We start from the raw sequence: 21,401 nt of genomic DNA on the forward strand, positions 1-21,401 counted from the left end.
TTAGCTTTAGGCTAAAACATCTTGCTCTGAATTGGAATTTTAATATACTTTGACTTGCATAAAGCCTAAAGCTTATTGCATAAAGCAAAAAAAATGGAATTATTAAATCCTTTGATGCTATGGGGTACTTTGGCGATTGCAGTGCCAATTATCATTCACTTTTGGCATCAAAAAAAAGGAAAAGTTATAGATTGGGCAGCAACAAATTGGTTAATCGAAAAGAATCTTCAACAATCTAGAGGTATTCGATTAGACAATATCTTTTTGCTTATACTCAGGTGTTTATTATTGCTTATACTCAGTTTGCTATTAAGCAAACCATTATTGCATGCGTTGAATAGTCATCAGGTAGCTCATAAAGTCCATTTGGTTCAGAAAAATTCTTTTGTTGTTAATAACTATAAATTTGAACTAGAAGAAGCGTTAAAAAAAGGAGAGAAATGCTATTGGTTTAATACACCCTTGGAACCTGTTACTGACTTCAACCAAATTCCTAAAAACGCAAATATAGATGGTATAACAATACAAAATAGCTTAAATCAACTAAGCGAATTGATTGATAACGAACAGATTAATATGTATTTCGTTAATGCTGCTACTTTAAGGGATTTGCCACATATTTTTGTGCCAAATACATTTTCTATACACAGCTTAACAGATTCAAGTCAACAACAAACTAAGCCTTATCTCGCATTTGCAGATAAGAAGAAAGTCTTCATTGGTTCGAATAAATTATTAACCGCTACATCTGATAACATTGCAAATGGAACAGTAAAGCATACTGGTTTGATAAAGGTGCTACTTGAAAACAATGATGACAGTGAAAAGCAACACATAAAGGCTTCGCTTACAGCGTTATCACAAACCTACCAATTGGCATTTCAGTTAAGTGAAAAAGCAGAAGATAATGTTTCTTACGACATCGTATTTAGCAACCATCCTCTTAAAAAAGGACTTACAAATAATACTCTGTATTTTTTCTCAAATACCAATAAGTGGGAGGTAACAGCGCCACAGTCTAATCAGATATTAATTCCTGATTTGCTAAATCCACAAAAGACCGAAATAGTTTATAATGGCTTACTTCCTGAGTTTTTAGGAGAAAAAATTATTCAACATTTTGAGTTACAAAACGAATACAAAGCATTAAGTCATCAACAACTCAATTCATTATTTAAGGCACAGAAGTACTTTAAAGCATTATCAAATGATTGGTTTCCAAAGTCATTGCTCTTGATTTTTATTTTACTGTTAGCTTTAGAAAGATGGATTGCCATTTATAAAAACTCATGAATCAACTAAAACAAATTATCACAAAAGTCAAGATTCAGCTATATCTTATGGCTGGTTTGATGTGCTTATTGATGGCTGGTTCGGTATATTTCTGTTTGTTATTATTATTAAAGTCTTCGGCTTTAGCAATAGTTGGTTTTGTAGTAGTCTTGCTTGTAATGGCATTTATCACAAAACTTTTTCAGAACAAAAGCACAGAAACGATTCATTTGATTCATCAAAAAATTGAAAACACAGAATATAGCCTTGAATTATTGCAAATAGAAAGGCCTAATTTGGCTCAACAATTACAATTAGAACGCCTTTTTTCACAAGACTATTATCAAACTCCGTGGGTTTTTAAGAAAAACTTGATAGCCTATTTTGTAGTTTTTATGTTCTCTTGGCTTTTTTATGCTTTTGTACCGAGTTTACTAAAGAAACAGGCGCAAAGCGTTGAAGAAGAAAAACAAAGTGCCCCACATGCATCTCAACAAATTAGTATTCCTGTTTTTTCAAAGGCCAAACTAATTGTTCAAGCACCTGCTTATACGAGCTTAGGAATTGTTGAAAGTCAGAACATGAATGCATCTGCCATGGTAGGTTCATTATTAAAGTGGCAAATACAATTTTCTAATACCGAACACCTTTCTGTAAAACTGATTAATAATCAGGGAGATGAAATTGCTTTTAATAATAATAAAGGATTGTTTGAGCATTCCGACCAGCTCTTAAGCTCGGGCTTATACGCTTTTAAAGCCTATTGGAATGATTCATTGATTTATCAATCTGACTATTATCGATTGGAAGCCATTCCTGATTTAGCTCCTAAAATAGAGCCAACGTCTAAAGAACTATATAAATTACATTATTTAAAAGACCCTAAGAATGTGCAGATTTCAGCCAAGATTTCAGATGATTTCTTGATAAGTCAGGCATTTATTGTAGCTACTTTGGCAAGAGGTTCTGGTGAAAATGTAAAATTCAGAGAAGTAAAAATTCCGATTACCAATACTAATTTTAAGCAAACCAATGTCATTAAAAACATTGATTTAAAGGCTTTAAATTTTGCTCCTGGCGACGAGCTTTATTATTACTGGGCTGCATTTGACAATAAACGCCCAACGCCAAACTATACAAAATCAGATACTTATTTTATTGTTTACAAAGATACCACTCAAGTCGAGGAAGCAGATTTGGCAACAATGGCAATGAACATCATGCCTGAGTATTTCAGAAGTCAGAGACAAATTATCATTGATACTGAAAAGTTAATTGCCAAAAGAAAAAAACTTCCTACGAAAGAATTCAATAGTACTTCTAATGAAATTGGGTTTGATCAAAAAGCCCTTAGATTACGTTACGGTCAATATTTAGGAGAAGAATTTGAAAATTCTATTGGTTCTGCCAATGCTTTGCCTAATGAAAACGAAGCAGGAGGGGATTTATTAAAAGGATTTCGTCATGCCCATGACGAAGGCGAACATGACCAAGAAGCCAGTGAAAAACATGAAGAACATGACCACGGTGGGAATAAACCAGATATGGATAATAAAGACCCATTAGCTGGTTTACTGGCAGATTATGTACACTCGCACGATGATGGTGAGGCGAATACCTTTTATGAGCAATCTACTAGAAGTTTATTGAAAATGGCTTTAGAGCAAATGTGGCAATCGGAATTACACTTACGGATGTATGAACCTGAAAAAGCAATTCCGTTTGAAAAGAAGGCTTTAGAATATCTAAAATCGGCACAACATAAGGCGCGTACTTTTGTAAAAAAGACTAGTTTTGACCCACCACCGATTAAAGAAAAAGAAAAACGTTTAACGGGAGAATTGACAAAGTTTAATGAGAAGTTTTCATTTGAAAAAAACTACTCTCAACAACAAATTGAAAGTTTGGTGGCCGAAGTAATAGGCATTGCCAGCACAAAGGCAGAAAACCAAAAGTTATCACCGATAAATAAGCAAAAAGTTTTGGTGCTAAGTACGATAATGAGTTCAAAAATCATCAATAGTAGTTTGAACAATTGGTCTATTCTGACGGCTTTGCAAAAAATGATTAATGATAAAAATTTATCAAAAACTGAAACAATTTCTTTGCAGAATAAGCTCTATCAATTGCTTAACAAAACACTTCCAAGTAAAAACAACCTTTCAAGTCCATCATATTTAGGAGAAAAGAAGCTAGAAAAAGCCTTTTGGAAGAATGTTAGTTTATAAAAAATAAAATTCATCAATGATATTAAATCTATTTACGTTCAATACTTTCGGTACTTTAGACTGGCTAATTATACTAGCCTTGTTGGCTTTACTGTTAGTACAAATTGTGGCGATATGGCAAAAGAAATCAGTTTCAATGTCAAGAATTTGGTTAAAAACTGGATTGAATTTGTTGCTTTGGCTCACTGTCTGCTTATTTTTCATTAATCCTACCATAGAAAAATCTATTGATTCAAATAAGATATTATTAGTGAGTGATAATATCCCTCAACAAGCCATTCAAGCAGTAAAAGATAGTTTAAAGATTAGCGAAGTATTTTCTCAAAAAGCTTTCAATCGACAAGTAATTGATAATCCAACATTGATTAGTCAGCTTGGAAAAATTTATCTGTTTGGGGAAGATGCAACGCCAGAATTACTAAGTAAACTCAATCAAAAAACCATTTATTGGATTCCTTACTTTCAGCCCGATGAATTACAAGAAATACATTGGAAAGGCGTACTTAATAAAGGAGAAATACAACAGATAAATGGTAAAATTAACTCTTCAAAAGTACAAATGCTTCGATTGAAATATGGCAATCAAGTAGTAGACAGTCTAAAATTATCGAAAGGATTCAATGGTTTTGAGTTACGCTTCACTAATTTTTCTATTGGCAAAACAGCGTTAACATTAGTGCTAGAAGAGAAACCTTTGCAAGAAATTAATTTTTTTAGTCTTAAAAATAACCCTAAGCATTTCCAGTTTATCTTATCAAATCCTGACTTTGAGAGTAAGACTCTAGCAGACTGGCTCGGGAAAAATGGTAATCAAGTGGAAACCATTACGGCAGTAGCTAAGAATACACAAAGTACATTTTCAATTAATGCTACCAAGAAATTTGTACCTGATATTATCGTTACAGATCCTTCAAATGCAGGAAATACTTTGGTAAAAAAGGCCTTTGCAGAGGGTAAAAGCATTCTATTTATCAATGTAGAAGAGCCCGATGTTGCTATTAAAAGTATCAATCAGCATTTAGGGACAAAATGGAAAGTAAGAAGAACTTCAACACAAGAAAACCTTGTTATTTCGCAAGACCTAACGGCTCATCCTTATCAGTTTGAACCTGTCGCATTTCAAAAAGTCGTTTTTGAATATCCTATTGCTATCCAAAAACATTATGGCAAAGTGGGTATTAGTCTTTTAAACGAAAGTTTTCCTTTAATACTCAGTGGAGATAGTATTGCTTACACTAAAATCTGGCAGAGTACATTTCAGGCACTCTATCCATCTTCTGACAATACTATCCGTATTGATGCTCCTCTTTACCCAGATGTTGTAGAAAACCTTAAAACGATACAGAATACTGAAAATAGCATTGCCATTGCAAAAGATACCGCTTTTAGTACTCAATCGGGCATTAATCCCTTATCTGCGGAAGCTAAATATACTTTTAGAAAAACTGGATGGAACACCTTTCAAGATAGTTTAGCAGTATATGTGGAAGAAAATCAAAATGATATTGCCAATGCAAAAAGCATCAAGCCATATTTAAAAGAAAGTATCGATAGTACAGGCAATACTGCTCAAAGTATTTCAACAAGCCTTCCTGAATGGTTTTGGTATGTTTTAATCGTATTGCTTCTAACAGCCTTATGGCTTGAACCTAAGCTTTAAGATTAATTTCTCTCTCTTATTCTTATCACTAGTCAGGGACTTAAGTCCCTGACTAGTGATAAATTTTTTCTTATTTATTTCCCAATCTTTTCCTTCAATTCTTCCAATTTTAAAATTTTTTCAAAAAAATCTCCAAATGACTAAGGGGCTTTTTGATAGATTGTGTCTTACCTTTATATACGATAGAATAATTCGAAGAATTTTTTGTTAAAATCATAGCTTATGAGTCCCTCAAAAATACATGAATCCATTGATGAATTAAGTAATCTTACGGTTCCTCAGATAAAAGCTTTAGACGAGGAAGCACAAGATATTACACTTGAAGGGAAAACTGCGTTCAATGATTCTGAGCTTTTTATTCGTAAGGCATTTGAGGAATCTCCACAAAAAGGTTGCGAGATGTTGTTCAGGCGTTATCATAAAATTCTTTGTAGCCATGCGGTGCGTTTTGTGTATTCAAAAGAGCTTGCAGAAGATTTAGTTAGTGAAGTGTTTTGCAGGTTTTGGAAAACCAAAGCTTATCTCACTGTTACTTCTTCTTATCGTTTTTATCTATTTAGATGTGTTCGGAATGAGGCTTATAATCACATTCGGTCTGAATTTAAACAGTTAGATGAGCTTGATTCTGCCATCCATTTTGAATCATCCCTTGGACAACGACCTGATAGCATCACGCAATTTGAAGAAGTATTCCATCAGGTAGAAGAATTAGTAGAATCGCTCTCACCACAATGTAGAAAAGTATTTCTGTTAAATCGATTTGAAGGAAAAAAATATCAGGAAGTCGCCACCGAATTGAATATTTCTATTAAAACCGTTGAAGTTCATATTGGTAAAGCATTGGCAATTATTCGGAAAGGATTAAAAGAGCATTGGTTAATTAGTATTGTCTTATTCCTAATGCAGCGTTAAAGTCGGGTCATTCATATCCTGATTTTAAATGCTTCAACAAGATAAAACTAAGGGGATTTTTTAAAAATAGTGTCTTAATAATATAGACCAACTTCTAATACTATTATCCGATTCTATTAAAGCCTTGAAATACAATGAAACTAGAAATAACATACGAATTAATATTTGATCATTTTGCTCGGAAAACCTCACCTTTGCAACGCAATCTTATTGAAGAATGGCTAAAGGATGAAGCTAATGAGGAGTTGTATTATCAATGGCTAGAAGAATGGGAGAAAAGACATCCGCAGTATTTAGCTGAAAGCGACGAAGCTTTGACTGGTTTTACTAGTTTTATCAAGAGTAATCCTCACGACGAATTACTTGATGAAGAAGAAATAACTGAACAAGTGTCAGAAAACAATAACCGTCGAAGAATGAATTGGCTAATTGCTGCCTCAATTGTATTACTGATGGGTTTAACGGCTTTTATTTTTCAAGATAAAATTATCTATCAAAACTACCAGACTACTTTTGGCGAAACGCAGTCTTTAGTCTTGCCAGATGGTAGTAAAGTAACCCTTAATTCAAATTCATCACTTCGTTTACTTCGCTGGGGTTTTGGCCAAACTAACAGAGAGGTTTTTTTAAACGGAGAAGCTAATTTCTCAGTAAAGCATACGATTGACAATCAGAAGTTTATCGTAAAGTCTGCTAATAATTTTGAAGTAGTTGTTCTAGGTACTGAATTTACGGTGTATGCTAGAAAAAGAGGCTCAAAAGTTATTTTGAATAAAGGCAAAGTTCAGTTACGTTATCAAGAAGGAAAACTAAGCAAAAATGTAATGATGAAGCCAGGTGAATTGCTAACACTGGACCGCCACAATCATATACAAATCAAAGAAACTGCCGAACCACAAGCCTATTCGGCATGGGAAGAGAAACGCTTTGTCTTTGAAGAAACTACTTTAGAAGAAGTCGCCTATTTATTAGAAGAAAATTATGGATTGCAAGTAGAAATAAAAGGTTCAGAGCTTTCAAAAAGAGTGCTGATGGGCTCGTTCAGGGCAGAAAATGTAGATGAACTTTTAAAATCAATCTCAGAATTATTAAACATTAATGTAGTCAGACAAGGAACACACGTGCAATTGTCGGAATATTAAAAAACATTTCCTAAAAACATCTCCTCCATTTATTATGAAAAAACGATTACAAAAAGCCTCAAAAATGGGGCTTATGGTCACTCTCATGCTTCTTGGTAAGCAAATAGGTTTGTCGCAAGCCCTTGCTATGGTGCAACAAATGCCTCAAAATTCGCAGGCAGAAAGAGCTCCTTCATCTAGTAAGAAACTTAAAGATGCTTTATCGGAATTAAAAAACCAGTATAAAGTAGAAATCATGTTTGAACTAAAGACGGTTGAACGCTACATGGTTCAAGCTGGAAGCATCAATAATAATTTGAGTATCGAAAAAAATCTCGACCATTTACTTTCTCCATTCGGGCTGACCTATAAAAAAGTAAACAAAACTTCTTATTTGGTTATGGACGGAAAAAAAGAAAAAGGAAGAGGTGATTCGGGAACACCCTCTTCCGAGAATATTTCCAACCAGAAAAGTGTAGAACTTAATAATACGGCTAATACTTCCATGTCGGATGTACAAGCTGAAAGTATAGCCATTGTAGAACAAACCATTTCAGGAAAGGTAATTGATGAAAAAGGCATGGGGTTACCCGGTGTGAATATTGTTATTAAAGGAACAAATAGAGGAGTAAACTCAGATGCGAATGGTAATTATAAAATAGCAGTACCAGACGACAAGGCTGTTTTAGTATTCAGTTTTGTAGGTTATACGAATAAAGAAGTTTTAGTCGGTGGCCAGAAGAACATCAACGTTTCTTTACAAGTCGATGACAAAACCTTGAGTGAAGTAGTGGTAGTAGGGTATGGTACTGTGCAAAAGAAAGATTTAACGGGTTCAGTTTCAGTATTAAAATCTGCTGATATTGTTGCTACGCCAACGAGTAATGCCTTAGAATCATTGCAAGGAAAAATTGCAGGGTTAGATTTAACCAGAAACGATGGTCAAGCAGGGTCAACACTGAGCTTTACTTTACGTGGAAACCGGTCATTAAGTGCTTCTAACTCACCTTTGATTTTGGTAGATGGCGTTCCTTATAGTGCCTCTGCGTTAGAAATTAATCCATCGGATATTAAAACGATGGTGGTATTGAAAGATGCCTCTTCAACCGCTATTTATGGTACACGTGGGGCAAATGGAGTTATTTTGATTACAACCAACAGTGGAACATCAGGCAAAACAAAAATATCATTTAGTTCATATTATGGTGTACAAGACAATGCTGGCTTAGGAGCTATCCAAAATGGTGAAGAATACGCAACTTTCAAAAGAGAGGCGTTCCGCACCAGAGGAATTACAGATGATGCGGCAATATTTAATCCTGAAGAACTAGATGCTATCAAAAACCATAAATTTGTAGACTGGCGAGGTGAAATCTTAAAGAAAGGCTCTATTCAAAACCATGAAATTTCGTTGAATGGTGGTAATGAAAAAACAACTTTTAATATTTCATTCGGTGCTTATGGCGAAAAAGGGTTGTTTAAAAATGATCAATTGACACGTTATAACGGAAGTGTAGGGATTAATCATCAATTGTTCCAACATGTAAAAATTGGTTCGAAGATTTTCTATACCTATCGCGATAACGACATCCGCCAAGACCCTTTGAATCAGGCCAATAAAATAAATCCTTATGGTACTCCTTACGATGCTAACGGAAATATTATTATTTATCCTGTAGCTGGACAAAGCTTTAACATTACGCCATTGGCTGATGAAGTGCCAGGCGTTTACACCAATAATTTATTAGAAAAAAGGATTTTTAATGCTTCGTATTTAGACTGGGAAATTATCAAAAACCTTACCTTCAAAACTTCTTTTGGGCTAGATATTCAGAATAGTAGAAGAGGATATTATTATGGCGCTCAAACCATTACGAGGGCTGGGAATATTTCTCAATCAGGTATAGAAAGTGCTAATGTGTTAAATTATACATGGGAGAATACCTTGACCTACCTTAAAACCTTGGGTAAACATGATTTCAATTTCCTATTAGGAAACAGCTTTTTAAGTCGTTCTACAGAATCATTCTCTGGAACAGGTTTCAATCAAGTATCAGAGACTACTACTTTTTATGATTTAGGGGCAAACTCAACCCAAGTAGCTATTAAAAGTGGTTTGGTAGAAAGCACCTTGGAATCGTTCTTTGGCCGTGTAAACTATCAATACAATAACAAATATTTATTGAGTGCCAGTTTAAGAGCCGACGGTTCATCAGTATTGGCAGCGGGTCATAAATGGGGATACTTCCCGTCGGTAGCATTGGGTTGGAGAATCTCTGAGGAATCTTTTATGAAAAATGGCTCATTGTTCACTGATTTAAAATTAAGAGGTAGTTATGGTATTTCAGGCAACTCAGCGATTTCTCCTTATCAAACCTTGGGTGGTTTAGGAAAAGTAACTTATTCTTTCGGCGAAACGGCAGCTTATGGGTATTATCCTAAGGCGATTTCAAACCCTAATCTTTCATGGGAAACGACAGCAACCACTAACATTGGTATTGACTTTGGTATCTTGAATAATAGAATAAGCGGAGCAATCAATTATTACCAAAGCAATACTAGCGATTTGTTGATGCAACGTGTATTACCTAATACTTCTGGTTATACCAGTGTATATGAAAACGTAGGAAAAACAGCCAATAAAGGGTTAGAAATAGAAATTTCAACGTTGAATCTTGTAAGTCAATCACCCAAAGATTTAAAATGGTCAACTGATTTCACTTTCTCGACCAACAAAGAAGAAATCGTAGCATTGACAGGTGGTGCTGAAAGAGACTTAGGAAATGGTTGGATTGTTGGTCAGCCTACCCAAGTATACTATGATTATAAAAAGATTGGTATTTGGCAATTGGGACAAGAATCTGAAGCTGCAAAATATGGTCAAGTATCAGGCGATATCAGGGTTCAAGATGTAAATAATGACGGGAAAATTACACCAGATGCCGATAGAATGGTAGTAGGGACACCTCGTCCAAACTTTAACCTTGGAGTAAATAATAATATCAGCTATAGAAATTTTGATTTATCTATCTTCTTCTTTGCTCGTGAAGGACAAATGATTAAAAGTGAAGCAAGTGGAAATTATAAGATTGATGGTAGAGAAAATGGCCCGAAAGTAGATTATTGGACTCCAGAGAATCCTACGAACGACCATCCTCGTCCAGATATGAACAAAAACCAAAACAGTACTTATATGAGTACACTATATTATGTAGACGGTTCATTTTTGAAAATCAAAAACATCTCTTTAGGGTACGAAATACCTTCACAAATAAGCAGTAAATGGGGCATCTCGAGAATTAGAATTTACACAACCATGAGAAACTACTTTACATTCAGCAAGTTAGCACCATACGACCCAGAACGTGGCGGAAGTTTGGCTTTCCCAATGACAAAGCAGTTGATATTCGGTTTAAATGTTAATTTTTAATTTATCGATTTTTTAAATACCAGCATCATGAAAAAGATACTCACATTCGTTATAGGCGTTGCCGCATTCGGGCTATCGTCATGCTCAGATTTTTTAGATGAAACCAATAAAAGTGGGCTAACAGGCGATACTTTTTATGCCACCACAACAGGGATAGAATCATTAGTAAACAGTACTTATACACCATTACGTTTTTGGTACGGCAAAGAGGGCGGTGCTACGATGACAGAATTAGCTACCGACCTTTTCCTAAAAGGCGGCGACTGTCACCATCCAGAAATTGCTGATATGAGTGCCAATTTTAATAGTCAAAGTCCTATTATACAGGTATATTGGAGTAGGCTTTATGCGGCAATCAACTATTGTAATACTGCTATTGAGAAAATACCAACTTCTCCTTTGCCAGAAGCTACTAAAAAATTGCGTTTAGGGGAAGTATATTACCTAAGAGCGATGTATAATTGGCTCATTGTTGAAACGTGGGGTGGCGTGCATTTATCTACCAAACCAACAATAGGCGTACAAACTACCTCTACTAGAAGTTCTGTAGATGAGTTTTACAAAGTGATATTTGCTGATTTAGACCTAGCGATTGCTAATCTTGGCGGAAGAGTTAATCATGAAGGCGGAAGAGTAACTAAGCCTGCTGCCGAAGCATTTAAGGCTAGGATGTTATTAACAAGAGGACTGAATGCAGAAGCAGCAGCTTTGGCAAAAAAGGTAATTAGTGATTATAATTTCAAATTATTCAGTGATTATACAGCCCTTTGGGATATTAATAACAGTGAAGGTTCAACTAATTCAGAAGTAATATTCTATGTAAATTATTCTGCTGATAATCTGTTAAATCCTGCAGATTTAGAATTTGATGGAAACTCTACTGCCAACGCTTTCAGACCTGAAGGAGGAAATCAACTACATTTAATGTTTACGCCTCGTTATGATTTTCACGCAGGAATGATTTTGGATATTCCAAACAGTATTGGTTTTCAACGTTATGCCTGTACTAGAAGATACTTAGAGCTTTTTAATAGTGATATTGACCAACGTTATGATGGTACTTTTAAAGAAGTATGGAAAGCAAATGGCGGTCAGATTGGCGTTTATACCAGTATGATTCAGGGCGATACAGCAGTATATTGGAGTCATAAAGCACTTTCTGCTACATTCAAGGCAAGCAAAGCAAAAAAGTATGAGTTGAAAGACATCAACGATTTATATAATGCAGACCAATCGTTAGTAGATTTCCGTAATTTTATCGAAATGCATAAACACAACAGCACGACGGATAGAACAGCGATTTTTGAATTTAGAAGTAAGAGAGACGCTTTCGTAACGAGAATTGCCGAAATGTATTTGATTGCAGCGGAAGGAGAAATGAAAGCAGGTAATACTGCCGAAGCTGTAAAATACATGAATCTATTGAGAACAAACCGTGCTAAACCTGGACGTACTGCTGATATGCAAATAACTGCTAGTCAATTAAACATTGATTTTGTATTAGATGAACGTGCCAGAGAATTAGGAGGTGAATTATTACGTTGGTTTGATTTAAAAAGAACAGGTAAGCTAGTAGAATATATCAAAGCTTATAATCCGAATGCTAAAAGCAATATCAAAGATTATCAAGTATTGAGACCAATTCCGCAGTCGCACTTAGATGTCATTACCAATAAATCTGAGTTCCAACAAAATCCAGGTTGGTAAGGTAATGGTGATTTAGTGAGTTGTGAATGAGTGATTAACAGTCAACTAAATATATTATAATTTACCTTTCTATTATCTGGCGAATTAATTCGTCCGTTAATAGAAAAGTAAAAATCAGTTGGTAAGCAATTTTCGTTTATCAACTGATTTTATGTTTAAAATAGGTAATGTTAAAACTATCCATAAAAACCCTTTGGATAAACATTAGTTTTCAGAATATTTAGTCTTTATAATTTAAGTATTTTTCGATTTACCTACATAACTTTTATGAGAACAAAACACAACTATATTTTTATACTTTTACTATGCTTGATTTCCTTTTTTGGAAATAGCCAAGCCCTAAAAATTCAGCATGATTTAGTTGTTGCTAAAGATGGCTCGGGGGATTTTAGATATATTCAGGATGCCATCGATGCCGTTCGGGTTTATCTTCCCAATCAAATTACGATTCGTATCAAAAAAGGCATCTACAAAGAAAAAGTGACTATTCCGAGTACACTAAGCAACATTGCTATTATTGGAGAAGACAGTACTATTATTTCGTATAATGACTTCTCAGGTAAAGGGAAAATGGAAACCTTTGATTCTTATACCTTAAGAGTATTAGGCAATGATATTACCTTAGAAAACCTTATCATAGAAAATACTGCTGGAAGAGTAGGTCAGGCAGTAGCTTTACACATTGAAGGTGACCGCTGTGTGATTAAAAAATGTAGTTTTTTAGGTAACCAAGATACAATTTTTGCGGCAGGCGATAATTCACGACAACATTTTGTAGACTGTTATATTGAAGGGACTGTTGATTTTATCTTTGGTCCAGCCACTGTTTTATTTGAAAACTGTATTATTCATAGTAAAACAAATGGTTATGTTACCGCTGCTTCTACCCCAAAATGGGTGAATTACGGGTATGTTTTCAAAAACTGTAAACTAACGGCTTCGGCAGATGTCAACAAAGTATATTTGGGTCGCCCGTGGAGAAGTTATGCCAAAACGGTTTTTATCAATTGTGAATTAGGAAAACATATTTTACCAGAAGGATGGGACCCTTGGGGAAAAGTTGAAAATGAAAAGACAACATTTTATGGCGAATATGGAAGTAGAGGAGAAGGAGCAAAAACCGACGCTAGGGTAAAATGGTCACATCAGCTTACTGAAAAGCAGATAGGTGAATATACGTTAGAGAACATATTTTCAGGCAATCCAAATCCAACATTAAATGCTTTCTGGCATCAACCCGCTCATTTTGGCATTACTGGGAAAGTTGACACTTCATATAGTAATTATAGTGCATATTTGAATAGTAAGAAATCTCATCCTGTTACTGAGATTGTTCCTGAAAAATCACTACCAAATGTCTTAGAAAATAAAGGAATAACCTACGGAAAAATTGGAAGTAGAGCATTGCTATTAGACGTTTTCTCGCCTAAAAAGAAAAGTGTTAAACTATTACCTGCCGTAATGATTATTCACGGTGGCGGATGGCGAACTGGTAATAGAACACAACATTACCAATTAGCAAGACGATTAGCTGAACAAGGTTATGTATGCTTTACACCAGAATACAGGTTATCCACCGAAGCACTTTATCCAGCAGCTGTCTATGATTTAAAGACTGCTCTTCGTTGGATGCGTGAAAATGCCGTTCAATGGAACATTGATGTTGACAAAATTGCAGTTTTAGGATTTTCAGCAGGAGGAGAATTAGCGTCGTTTATGGGCGTAACGACCGATAATCCAGTCTTTGAAGGAACCAATGGCAACTTAAAATTCTCTAGCAAAGTACAAGCAATCGTGGATATTGATGGTACACTTTCTTTCGTCCATCCAGAATCTGGAGAAGGCAATGATTCAAAAGGCACGTCAGCGGCTACTTATTGGTTTGGTTACCCTAAAAAAGATAATCCTCAACTTTGGGATGAGGCATCACCATTATATCATGTTGGAGCAAATACTCCCCCAACGCTATTTTTAAATAGTTCTGTAGATAGAATGCACGCAGGTAGAGACGATTTTCGGAAGGTTTTAGACCAATATAAGATTTATTCAGAAGTACATACTTTTGCAGATGCCCCACATTCTTTTTGTTTATTCAATCCTTGGTTTGAACCAACAGTAAAGTATATTTCGGCATTTTTGAAGAAGACTTTAGAGACAAAGTAGGTTTAACCTATATTTATTAAACACTTAGAATAATTTTTTTCTATTAGGGTGCGACTTAAGCACCCTAATAGAAAAGTTTAAAAATCAAATCTTTCTCTTCCGCTCATTAACAGCCTTGGCACTAACCCAAAAAAGTATGAAGCCAGACAAAATAGTTAGCAGTCCAAAAATAGAGAAAGCTCTCAACAAGTAGTTAGATATATTATCTCTGCCTTGAAAATCCATAGTATGTAACATCCATAGAAAATCAAAAATTCTCCATCGTTGATTCCTAAATTTCTGAACCGTTCCTAATGCTGTAGCCACATAAACCGTCGTTTTACTAGGGTGCTCAAAAGTAATAGCATAGGCAGGTAAGGGCTGTTCGCGATATTCATGATGCCCATTGGTAGTAGTTAAATATTCAATGTTACTAACTTTTGCTTCCTCAATAAAACTTCTTTTGGCTATTTCAATAGCCTCAGATTTTGTTAATACTCCACGAATCTTTCCCGTTTCAGCATCAGCTAATTTGATTTTCTTACCTCTGTCATGTTGCTGTGAATACACAATCTGATATGTAGGTTTACCTAAAATCTGAATAAGTTTAATATCAAAAATATAATTGATAGCATCTGTTTGTTTTATTTGCTGAATAATAGTCTGCGGATTTGCCAGTTTAATATTAGCACTTAAGGGATGGATATGTGCTTTTTGATGGTCACCATGAATGTCATCCATATCCGACCAGCTAAAATATAATCCCCCAATCGTCCAAAACAGAAATTGAATTCCTAATACTAAGCCTAAATAACGGTGAATTTTACGAATACGAAAATGGAAAGATTTTTTCAAAACATTATATTTTAGAATTTATACTAAACACTAGATATCATTTAAAATTAATCAAATTTGCTTTTTGTCTCCCTGTTGCACTACATTTTTATCTACTTTTATCGCATCGTTAGTTTTTAAATGAATCATCAACCTTACTTTATATGTGCGACCAACATTCAACAATAGATAATCATCAACACGACCATGATGAAAATGATGAACACCATCATCATGAACATACCCACAGCGAAAATGCAGATTGGCAAGAATATTTGCCCTCAATTATTTCACTTGTACTATTATTATTAGGAATAATTTTCGATTATTTTGATTTAAAATTCTTTCAAAATTATCTGCGCTTAGGTTGGTACCTATTAGCTTATTTACCAGTCGGATATCCTGTTTTGAAAAGTGCTTTTAAAAGTATTCAGAGCGGTGATATTTTTAATGAATTTTTCTTGATGGGCTTAGCCACCATCGGAGCATTTGGGATAGGCGAATATCCAGAGGGTGTTACCGTAATGCTATTTTATACCATTGGTGAATTATTTCAGGGAGCTGCTGTAAAACGAGCTAAAAGCTCAATCAAAGCTTTATTAGATATACGTCCTGATAAAGTTTCTGTAAAACAAGATGGTAAAATCATGGTAGTAAACCCTGCTAAAGTAGCTATTGGCGAAATCATACAAGTAAAAGCAGGAGAGAAAGTTGCTCTTGATGGCATCCAAGTCTCAGAGTATGGTGCTTATAATACGGCAGCTTTAACGGGCGAAAGTGTGCCAGAAACCAAGAAAAAAGGCGATAGAGTGTTAGCTGGAATGATTAACTTGGATACTATAAGTGATATTGAAGTAACAGCAGTTTTCAAAGATAGCAAGCTCTCTAAAATCTTAACAATGGTTCAAGATGCTACTGCTAGGAAATCGCCAACCCAATTATTTATCTCGAAATTTGCTAAAATTTATACCCCAATTGTATTTGTTTTGGCAGTACTGATTACTCTTTTACCTTATTTTATAGTAGAAAATTATGTTTTCGGAGAGTGGCTTTACCGAGCTTTGGTATTTCTAGTAATTTCTTGTCCATGTGCCTTGGTAATTTCTATTCCTTTAGGATACTTTGGCGGTATTGGAGCAGCATCACAACATGGTATTTTGTTTAAAGGAGCCAATTTTCTAGACATCATGACTAAAGTAAACGTTGTGGTAATGGATAAAACAGGTACGTTGACAAAAGGTGTTTTTAAGATACAGCAAATAGCCATCATAGATTTTGATGAAAGAAAAGCCTTAGAATTACTTGCCTTACTAGAAAGTAAATCATCGCATCCAATTGCTAAGGCCATCGTTGAATTTGTAAAACCCACTCTTCCTGAAAGTACGTTAAGTAATTTCCAAGAAATTTCTGGTTTTGGTTTGAGTGGACAAATAGAAGATAATCAAGTACTAGCTGGCAATTTAAAGCTTTTGGAAAAATACAATATTGCTTTTCCCGAAAACCTTCGAGAAATTCCAGAAACCATTGTTGTGTTAGCTATTAATACAGTATACGTTGGATATGTTTTAATTGCAGACGAAATTAAAGCGGATGCACATAAAACTATTGCTAACTTACAAAAGCTTCATATCAAGACAGTGATGCTTTCAGGTGATAAAGCATCTGTTGTTGACAAGGTAGCTAAAACATTAAACGTCAGTGAGGCCTATGGCAACCTAATGCCAGAAGATAAGGTAGCTAAATTGCAAGCATTACGAAATCAACAAAATACAATCGCTTTCGTAGGAGATGGTATCAATGATGCCCCTGTAATTGCCTTATCGGATGTAGGAATTGCGATGGGAGGGATGGGTTCTGATGCAACAATAGAAACAGCGGATGTGGTCATTCAAAATGACCAGCCTTCCAAAATCGTAACAGCTATTCATATTTCTAAAGCTACTAAAAAAATAGTGTGGCAAAATATCTCATTGGCTTTTGGTGTAAAAGTTTTGGTGCTAATTCTAGGCGCAGGGGGCTTAGCAAGTATGTGGGAAGCTGTTTTTGCTGATGTTGGTGTGGCGCTTATGGCTATACTAAATGCTGTTAGAATACAAAAGATGAAGTTTTAATATAACAGAGGGACTATCAATCTGATAACCCCTCTGTTATTATTTATGATTTACATAAAGTTTTACTTTAAAATCTAACAAACTTTTCTTTTTCAGAAAAAATGTTTTTCCTAATATAAAGCTATATTGTTGTACACTTGAATACAAAATATCTAAGGCTGTATTGTCATATGCGGGTGTGGTAAAATAAATCCAGTCTTTAGAAAGGTAATTGGTTAAATTATCTTTGATTTCATCTGTAATAACGGCTTGATAAACTTCTTCTTTGAACATTTCATTTAATTGTTCTTTAAAAATACTTTCAGATTTTTTCAAAGAAAGCATTTTTTCTTCAATTATATCAAAAGGAGTAGTTTGATTTATAAAGGCTGCATCATTCATCAGTTGTACATATATTTCGTACTTATTATCATAGTTTTTATCTAAATTAAAAAAGTTTTTATAGTGTTCTATGTAATCTTTTTCTAACCGTTGTAATTGAGCCAAGTTTAAAAAATATTGGAAGATGGCTTCATCGTTTTCCAATATCTGTTCTTTTAAAACGGATAATTCTTTTTCTAAAACAGGTATCAAGTCATCACAGTCATTAGCCGAATACTTCACACCATCATAATCAAAAGATTTAATGATGAACTCTTCATTTTTAATCTGCTTAAGTGTATGAATATCTGATTCTGTTGCTAATGCTGTATAAACTAAATCAACAGCTTGATTACTGAATATATCTTCAAATTTAATAGCGGTAGTAGGTGATTGGTCAACCAGATTTGCTATCTCAACATAAGATGGATTCTTATTATCATAATAACTATTGAAAATAATATCGAAAGAATTGGCTTTATAGTCTTTGGTATACGTTTCAATAAATTGTTCTGCCTTTTCATTAGTTATCTCAGCATTATAAGAAATAACATCAAAAAGTTTAGTAGTTATTTTTTCTTGAACATTATCGATGGCATTAAATAGCACAGATGCTTTTTGTGTATTATCCTCTTTTGTGCTTATATTCAATCGCTTTAGTGCCTCTATTCTATCTTCGGTATTAGGATGAGAAGCCCATTGATTTTTAATGACTAACTTAGTTTTATTAAATCGATTGTAATGTTCAAGGTTCACTTGTGGTAGTTCATCCTTTGTAGGTAATTTACTTTCTTCGGCAAGAAAATTCATTACAAACTGGTGTTGAGGATAAATATTGGTCGTTTTTATAGCCTCAGGAATTTTATCGTTATAATAATTTAATACTACATTGTAAGAATGGTTTGCTAAATCTAATCTCAATAAAGCTGTAATTAATGGTTCTGACCCTGCCACATTAGCCGCTACTTCATCAGCATGAAATTCCATCTCTCTCGACAAACTCATATAGCTTAAATTCACAATATCATATACTTTCCTAAGTATCCATTGTATTCCCTCGACTATCTTAAAGGACAATCCGACAAAGAATGTAATGTATCCATGAATATTCCCTAGCTTCTGAGCCAATGCTTCAAAAGAAGTATTTTCATAAAGTAAATTATAAATTACCTGATTTACATTATACACATAACTCCCGACTTTCATAGTTTTCTGCGAAAAATGTCCAAATTCATGGGCTAAAATCGCCTTAAATTCATCAACAGAAACTGCGTTTACCAAGCCTATACCGATTTGTAAGTTTTTCTTAATTGGGAAAAACATACTCCAGAAGCTAGAATCATAAAAAACACTCGCATTGACATCAGACGATAAGTAAATCTTTTTAGGAAAGTCTGTCTTTACTTCATCGACTATTGCTTGAATAAAATTAAAAAGTACGGGTTCTTGTTTAGCTGTAATTTCAACAAGATGAGAGCGGTCAACAACATTTTTCTTGAAAATAAACTTAAACAGAAAAATAAGCACTAAAATACCCATAATAATTAAACCCGCTCCAACTAGAATAGTTAAAAACATAGGTTTGAATGCTATCAACGAGATACCACCAAAACCACATAATATGGTGAAAGCAATTCCTAATAATACTAAAACCAAATAGGTAAATAAGAAAAGGCAAATTGATAGAATTGCCCTGATAGTCATTTTTTTAAATTGTTCCGAAACTAGGATGTTTTTCATTGTAACTTATATTGTAGATTGATAGAAAGATTTACTTCTTTTAGGGTTTATATGCGGATAATTTCTTAGATAAAGCTATCGAATGTTAACTTCTTTACCATTCCTGTCAAAATTTATAATGTCATGGTGCAGATTTTTTATTTATTTAAGGCAAAAGTATTTTATTTCTTTTGAATCTCCCAATTAATAGATAATACTTTATCGTATGGTAATTATATGCTTTGAACAGCCTACCGTTTAATAAAAATACAGATGCTTAGTAAAATCAATATTGCCTTTATTTATATCTTTGACAGCTTTGTCTTTTAGCTCATAAAGGCGATATAATACTATCTAAATCATCATTTACTATGCCCAAATTAATTGTTGTTTTTGTTCATGGATGGAGTGTCACCAACCTTGATACTTATGGAGAATTGCCCACTCGGCTACAAAATGAAGCCTTGACTAATGGCTTTGAAATGAGTGTTGAGGAAATATTTCTTGGACAATACATCAGTTTTCATGATGAAGTTCGATTGAAAGATATTTCCAGAGCTTTCGAAACTGCGATAAAAGATAAACTGGATTCCCAAATTAATAATAATGAAAGATTTATCTGTATCACTCATTCTACAGGTGGGCCAGTAATACGCGACTGGTGGAAAAGATATTCTTCAGATAGTAGTCCTCAATGTCCTATGAGCCACCTGATTATGCTAGCTCCTGCTAATTTTGGTTCGGCACTAGCGCAACTAGGAAAAGGAAGAGTAGGGCGACTAAAATCTTGGTTTAGTGCAGTTGAACCTGGGCAAGGTGTCTTGGATTGGCTCGAACTAGGCAGTATTGAAGCTTGGGCTTTGAACAAAGACTGGATTAATAGTAATGAGGATGATATTAATCCTGAACATGTTTTTCCATTTGTACTGATTGGACAATCTATTGATAGGAAGTTATATGATAACTTAAATGCTTATACAGGAGAATTAGGTTCTGACGGAGTTGTAAGGGTAGCAGCAGCCAATCTAGAAAGTAACTATGTATGCTTACAGCAACCATATCCTATTTCAACAAGCCCACTTGTTACGAAAGATTTTGAGATTTCTATTTATAAACAGTCTCCCAAAACTCCTTTAAGAATCATTAAAGGAAAATCACATTCTGGTGAAGATATGGGCATTATGAATAGTGTTAGGATTTCAGATAATGAAGAAAGTCAGGAGACAATAAAAGCGATTTTAGATTGTATCAATGTGAGAACAAAGACAGATTATAATAACCTTTATAAACAATTTGAAAGAGAAACTAAAGAAGTTTTAAAAATTGAACAGTTAGAAATTGAAAGTAGCTTTTTCATTGCTAGGCGTTATTTTATTCATGACCAATACTGCATGGTGATTTTTAGGGTAATTGATACAGAAGGTTATCCGATAAAAGACTATGATTTAATCATTTCAGCAGGAGATGAAAATGACCCTAATCATTTGCCAGAGGGCTTTTTTGAAGACAGACAGAAGAATAAAAACAATAGTGAGAATATCACGTATTATTTAAACTATGATATTTTAAAAGGAACTGAGGCCATAAAGAGTGGGAAGAAAGAAATACGGCGAAAGCAAAAGGGTATTAATAAATTAGGGTTGAAAATTATTCCTAGGCCTTCCGAAGGTTTTGTACGTTATGTACCTTGTGAAATTAAGGCCGATAAAACCATGTTCGACTATATATTAAAACCCAATAGTACAACATTGGTCGAAATCGTTATGCAGAGAATCGTAAGTAAAGAAGTGTTCCGAATCAACCCAATAAGCGATTTACCTCATGGAGGAGATTTTAAGAAAGTACTTCCTGGTAATAAAATTTTATAAATAAAAAAGTGCCAATCTATCTTTTCTCAACATGGAT

At 34.3% G+C, this 21,401-nt stretch carries 12 protein-coding genes; 10 read left to right on the top strand and 2 right to left on the bottom strand.

The genetic code is table 11. The features are described from left to right. The first annotated feature begins 93 nt into the window (after positions 1–93). The 8 genes from AC1RNE_RS21295 to AC1RNE_RS21330 all read left to right on the top strand — a co-directional run bounded on the left by AC1RNE_RS21295 (position 94) and on the right by AC1RNE_RS21330 (position 14,493). Entirely contained in the window at positions 94–1,293 is a 1,200-nt protein-coding gene (locus tag AC1RNE_RS21295) for a BatA domain-containing protein (protein ID WP_492803980.1), read from the top strand. Beyond that, entirely contained in the window at positions 1,290–3,500 is a 2,211-nt protein-coding gene (locus AC1RNE_RS21300; RefSeq protein WP_492803982.1) for a hypothetical protein, read from the top strand. The genes AC1RNE_RS21295 and AC1RNE_RS21300 overlap by 4 nt, the downstream gene beginning before the upstream one ends. 16 nt (positions 3,501–3,516) lie before the next feature. Next, positions 3,517–5,160 (top strand): hypothetical protein, encoded by a 1,644-nt coding sequence (locus AC1RNE_RS21305; protein WP_492803983.1) that lies wholly within the window; start codon positions 3,517–3,519, stop codon positions 5,158–5,160. Between the two features lie 222 nt (positions 5,161–5,382). Next, positions 5,383–6,072: an RNA polymerase sigma-70 factor gene (locus AC1RNE_RS21310; RefSeq protein WP_492803984.1), complete on the top strand. Its 690-nt coding sequence runs from the start codon at positions 5,383–5,385 to the stop codon at positions 6,070–6,072. A 134-nt stretch (positions 6,073–6,206) separates the two neighbouring features. After that, positions 6,207–7,214, top strand: a complete 1,008-nt coding sequence (locus AC1RNE_RS21315; RefSeq protein WP_492803986.1) for a FecR family protein — start codon at positions 6,207–6,209, stop codon at positions 7,212–7,214. Positions 7,215–7,248: 34 nt separating this feature from the next. Beyond that, complete coding sequence (locus AC1RNE_RS21320) at positions 7,249–10,623, top strand: SusC/RagA family TonB-linked outer membrane protein (RefSeq protein WP_492803988.1); 3,375 nt, start codon at positions 7,249–7,251, stop codon at positions 10,621–10,623. A gap of 27 nt (positions 10,624–10,650) precedes the next feature. Beyond that, the gene (locus AC1RNE_RS21325) at positions 10,651–12,330 is read left to right on the top strand and encodes a RagB/SusD family nutrient uptake outer membrane protein (protein ID WP_492803990.1); all 1,680 of its coding nucleotides are present in this window, start codon (positions 10,651–10,653) and stop codon (positions 12,328–12,330) included. Positions 12,331–12,597: 267 nt separating this feature from the next. Further along, positions 12,598–14,493: a pectinesterase family protein gene (locus AC1RNE_RS21330; protein ID WP_492803992.1), complete on the top strand. Its 1,896-nt coding sequence runs from the start codon at positions 12,598–12,600 to the stop codon at positions 14,491–14,493. Positions 14,494–14,577: 84 nt separating this feature from the next. Here the strand turns inward: AC1RNE_RS21330 and AC1RNE_RS21335 are convergent, their stop codons facing one another. After that, positions 14,578–15,327 (bottom strand): hypothetical protein, encoded by a 750-nt coding sequence (locus tag AC1RNE_RS21335; protein ID WP_492803993.1) that lies wholly within the window; start codon positions 15,325–15,327, stop codon positions 14,578–14,580. A gap of 143 nt (positions 15,328–15,470) precedes the next feature. Between AC1RNE_RS21335 and AC1RNE_RS21340 the strand changes: the two genes are divergently transcribed. Then, positions 15,471–17,417, top strand: a complete 1,947-nt coding sequence (locus AC1RNE_RS21340; protein WP_492803995.1) for a heavy metal translocating P-type ATPase — start codon at positions 15,471–15,473, stop codon at positions 17,415–17,417. 39 nt (positions 17,418–17,456) lie between these two features. On the opposite strand, the gene AC1RNE_RS21345 is transcribed toward AC1RNE_RS21340, so the two are convergent. Next, complete coding sequence (locus tag AC1RNE_RS21345) at positions 17,457–19,517, bottom strand: M48 family metallopeptidase (protein WP_492803996.1); 2,061 nt, start codon at positions 19,515–19,517, stop codon at positions 17,457–17,459. A gap of 350 nt (positions 19,518–19,867) precedes the next feature. Between AC1RNE_RS21345 and AC1RNE_RS21350 the strand changes: the two genes are divergently transcribed. Beyond that, positions 19,868–21,364: an esterase/lipase family protein gene (locus tag AC1RNE_RS21350; protein WP_492803998.1), complete on the top strand. Its 1,497-nt coding sequence runs from the start codon at positions 19,868–19,870 to the stop codon at positions 21,362–21,364. Positions 21,365–21,401: the final 37 nt, after the last annotated feature.

This window comes from Arcicella sp. GW822-FHT02H01 (genome assembly GCF_058802005.1).

Coding starts and splice junctions, on each gene's coding strand:
- AC1RNE_RS21295 (WP_492803980.1), top strand. CDS start 94: ATGGAATTATTAAATCCTTTGATGCTATGGGGTACTTTGGCGATTGCA.
- AC1RNE_RS21300 (WP_492803982.1), top strand. CDS start 1,290: ATGAATCAACTAAAACAAATTATCACAAAAGTCAAGATTCAGCTATAT.
- AC1RNE_RS21305 (WP_492803983.1), top strand. CDS start 3,517: ATGATATTAAATCTATTTACGTTCAATACTTTCGGTACTTTAGACTGG.
- AC1RNE_RS21310 (WP_492803984.1), top strand. CDS start 5,383: ATGAGTCCCTCAAAAATACATGAATCCATTGATGAATTAAGTAATCTT.
- AC1RNE_RS21315 (WP_492803986.1), top strand. CDS start 6,207: ATGAAACTAGAAATAACATACGAATTAATATTTGATCATTTTGCTCGG.
- AC1RNE_RS21320 (WP_492803988.1), top strand. CDS start 7,249: ATGAAAAAACGATTACAAAAAGCCTCAAAAATGGGGCTTATGGTCACT.
- AC1RNE_RS21325 (WP_492803990.1), top strand. CDS start 10,651: ATGAAAAAGATACTCACATTCGTTATAGGCGTTGCCGCATTCGGGCTA.
- AC1RNE_RS21330 (WP_492803992.1), top strand. CDS start 12,598: ATGAGAACAAAACACAACTATATTTTTATACTTTTACTATGCTTGATT.
- AC1RNE_RS21340 (WP_492803995.1), top strand. CDS start 15,471: ATGTGCGACCAACATTCAACAATAGATAATCATCAACACGACCATGAT.
- AC1RNE_RS21345 (WP_492803996.1), bottom strand. CDS start 19,517: ATGAAAAACATCCTAGTTTCGGAACAATTTAAAAAAATGACTATCAGG.
- AC1RNE_RS21350 (WP_492803998.1), top strand. CDS start 19,868: ATGCCCAAATTAATTGTTGTTTTTGTTCATGGATGGAGTGTCACCAAC.